The sequence below is a fragment of the Okeania sp. genome, from assembly GCF_983059655.1.
Genome location: NZ_CEZPJD010000718.1, coordinates 1 through 4,073, shown reverse-complemented (window position 1 = coordinate 4,073; position 4,073 = coordinate 1). Strand labels below are relative to the sequence as shown.

Genomic DNA, 4,073 nt, shown 5'->3' with positions numbered 1-4,073 from the left:
AATAAATTATCAGATATGGGAATTACAATTTATGGGGTACAAGCATTAAATCGTCGTCATGCAACAATGTTTTATCAAGAATTGGCAGAAAAATCTGGTGGTTTTCATATCAAGTTAGACCAATTTGCTTATATTAATGATTTATTTTTAGCAGTTTGTTATCAACAATCTTCAGATGAAGAGCTGCAAGTTTATGAGCAAGAAATTGTAGATATGGGGCGGATGAATCGTGGTTTAAATCAAATTTTTAATACCATGTTAAATCGAGAAGAAACCAGTATTTATGAGTCAGCCGATTTACGAGTTGTTACGCCGGGAAGGTTCCAAGTTTTAGAAGTGGATGAGAATAAACCGATTAAAAATTTTGTTCTAGAAAATGGTTTAACTTTTAATAAAGGGCGTGGTTTTTATGAATTTACGAAGACCGAAACTATTCAAGGGAAAAAAGAAATTATTTTAATGGATCGAGCAACGGGAGATTTATTTGAGGGTGAATCAGCGCGAGAAATTTTAGGTTTGCCTCATGGTACAACAGTGCGAATTAAACCTAATAATTTGGAGAAATATGTGGTGTTTGTTCAGAGTACATCGGTGAATCGGAAATTAATTGGTGGAACTCGTTTTTTGTATGAAGTTGAAGATTGGAGTAGGTAAGAAGGAAGAGGGAATAAGGAAGAAGCTATTGGTAGCGGGGTAATGCCTAATACCATTTCTCAAAAACTTTTCTACACTTTCTTAAGTAGGGGAGTAAGGGAGTGGGGGAGTAGGGGAGAGATAAACATCATAATAATTAGCATTAACTCGCTAATAATTAGGAAATAAGTTATTAAACCTGTGTTAATTACTTAATAACTGAAGTTTCTCTCAAGTATAGCATTAGTTTTGGGAATTGGTATAAGAGGTTGTCTGAGAAGTCCCATTTGCTACATTAAAGCCCCCTAAATCCCCCAATTTTGGGGGACTTTTACCAGCTAATAGATTCTTGTTCCCCCCAAACTTGCTATGCTTTATAAACATCTTTCTTAACATAAAAATTGACACGCATAGACAAATTATGTTCAAGACTTTCAAAGCCTTTTTTCTAGAGAAAAAATGTATTTAAAAGTACATTTATTTTGATAAATTAAGTAGTTTTACTTGGATACTATTACTATTTCTCTCTTCTCTCCTGCTCCCCTTCTCCCCTGCTCTCCGCGTCTGGTGCGTCTGGTGCGTCTCCGTGTCCCCGTGTCTGAGGAGTTCCTTATAAGGGATAGCAAACTTGGGGGGGCTCGGGGGGCAAAATTCAGTATCAAAAAACTTTTCAGATATCCTCTTACAAATTTTATATTGCATCAGTGAAAGCTTAATAATTAGTAATAAAAAACCCTATCCCTTTAACCCTTTCTTTCTATTCTGCCTTCTGCCCTCTGCCTTCCTTTTTTCAAAGTATGAGTATTCAACCAAACATGATGTTACTTCTGCTATAAAATTGGTATTTCGATAATAAACCAAAATAATTTTAACCAAAGCAGAAATCAAAAATGCCAAAAGATTCTACAAATAAAACATTTAACAGCCAACATAACACCAACAACGACTTTGAATTTCTTTTCACTCGTTCCATAGAGTTTCGTCAAGAAACAATATATTTCATTATCGTAGACCGCTTTTTTGATGGAGACCCCAGGAATAATGAAGGTCCAAATCCTAAATTATATGACCCAAATAAAGAAAAATGGGGTTTATATTGGGGTGGAGATTTACAGGGAATAATTGATAAACTTGGCTATCTCAAAAATATGGGAATTACAGCTATTTGGATGACTCCTTTATTTGAACAAATTGAAGAAGAATTATTTGAAATGGCTCCCATTCATGGCTATTGGGCAAAAGATTTTAAACGACTAAATCCTCGTTTAGTAGACAAAGATGATGAAATTTCCTTAGTAAAAAATCAGGAAACAGTTTTCGACAAATTAGTCGCAGCAGCTCATGATTTAGGAATAAAAATAATCCTGGATATTGTGTGTAATCATAGTAGCCCAGATGCAGGTGGTAAAAAAGGTCAGTTATTTGATGATGGAGTTTTAATTGCTGATTTTCATAACGATGTTAACGACTGGTATCACCATTATGGCGAAGTAGAAGATTGGGATGAAAAATGGCAAGTTGAAAATAGAGAATTGGGAGGATTAGCAGATTTTAATGAAAATAATTCTGACTATAGAGATTATATTAAATCAGCAATTAAGTTATGGTTAGACCGTGGAGTAGATGCCCTACGAATAGATACAATTAAACATATGCCATTATGGTTTTGGCAAGAATTTTATGCTGATATTAAAAGTCATAAACCTTCAGTCTTTGTCTTTGGGGAATGGATTTTTAGCGGACCTTATGATGCTGCTTCTCTGGAGTTTGCTAATAAGTCTGGAATGTCAATGTTAGACTTTGGTTTTTGCGTGGCAATTCGACGCGCGCTAGGAAAATGTGAACCAGGAGGATTTCATATTATTCAAGAATTATTAGACAAAGATAATGTTTATAATAGCGCTAGTGAGCTAGTTACTTTTGTTGATAACCACGATATACCCAGGTTTCAAAATTTGAATCCAGACCCAGGAATTTTGAGGTTAGCTATTAATTTAATTATGACTTCTCGTGGTATTCCCTGCATTTATTATGGTACAGAGCAGTATCTTTATAATAATACAGATGGTGGGGAAGAACCTTATAATCGCCCGATGATGGAAAAATGGGATACAGATACACCAATTTATCGGGATGTTAAATTATTATCAAAAGTACGTCGAGTTAATCCTGCAGTTTCTCTGGGAAGTCAATGGCAAAAATATATTAGTGAGGATGTTTATTGTTATGTACGATGTTACCGAGATTATCGTTGTTTTGTAGCAATTAATCGAGGTGATTCAGTAACAATAGAACGGGTAGAAACTGATTTGGAAGATGGAGAATATATTTGTATTTTAACGAAGCGCTTTTTTGAGGTAAAAGATGGCGCATTACATAATTTAGAATTGGGTGTACAAGACATGATTGTGATTAATTATTTAGGCGATCGCGTTAAGGGAAAAGTAATCGTCCGAGCGCAATTAAATGGAGTTTCAACAAATCCTGGAGAAGCAATAGTAGTAACAGGAGATTGTCCTGAATTGGGGAATTGGGATATTAGTAAAGCTTACCAGTTAGAGTATATAAATTCTAATACTTGGTTTAATGAAATTCCCTTTAATGAAAGTGCTGGAAAAGTAATTGCTTATAAATATGCAATTGTTTACCGGGATGAAAATGGAAATGAAACAGAAATTCCACAGCGAGAAAATTTAGTTTCTCGACAATGGTTATTAGCTGAAGAGGGTACGGTTAAGTGGCAAGATAATTGGGCTTGTTGAAGAAGGAAGAAGGAAGAGGGAAGAAGGAAGAAGTTTAATTTTTAGGTGGTGATTATTGAAAAAGGAAGAAGGAAGAGGGAAGAAGTTAAATTTAATGAAAAAGAGAAACTTATAATTGATAACTTAATTTTGCCCCCCGAGCAAGCCAATTCTGGGGGGAACAAGAGTCAATTTGCTGGTAAAAGTACCCCAAAGTTGGGGGATGCGCGGGGGCTTTTTAGTTGGAAACTTTTGCTAGGGGTTTCTCCCTACACCTTCTGAAAATTTATTTGACTGATAACTGATAACTGATAACTGAATTATGCCCCCCTATCCCCCCAATTATGGGGGGAACAAGAGTCAATTTGCTGGTACAAGTCCTCCAATTTTAGGGGATGCACGGGGGCGCGTGATGTAGCAAATAAGACTTTTCGGACAACCTCTAATTCAATTTTCTGGAAGTATAATAAAAGTTATACATAAATATAGTCATATATAGTCAAGTGATGTCAAATATCTCCGTTTACTTGTATAAAAGAGCGCCTTTATATTTGACAAAATTTAATAACTCAAAGGCCATATGTTTAATAATATAATGAAATTGCCTGGTAATTTCAGACTAAATAAAAATAAAAATTCCTAAATCCTCGAATCCTAATATAATTTTAACCCCTTGATTTATGAGATTAGTTGAGAGAC

General features: G+C 35.0%; 1 protein-coding gene and 1 pseudogene. Both read left to right on the top strand.

What is annotated here, in order from left to right:
• Window positions 1–654, top strand: a pseudogene (locus AC3DU7_RS27250) (vWA domain-containing protein); the annotation flags it as partial.
• An 869-nt stretch (window positions 655–1,523) separates the two neighbouring features.
• Window positions 1,524–3,395: an alpha-amylase family glycosyl hydrolase gene (locus tag AC3DU7_RS27245; protein ID WP_488042396.1), complete on the top strand. Its 1,872-nt coding sequence runs from the start codon at window positions 1,524–1,526 to the stop codon at window positions 3,393–3,395.
• Window positions 3,396–4,073: the final 678 nt, after the last annotated feature.

Excerpts from the sequence above, each read along its gene's own strand:
- AC3DU7_RS27245 (WP_488042396.1), top strand. The coding sequence starts at position 1,524 with ATGCCAAAAGATTCTACAAATAAAACATTTAACAGCCAACATAACACC.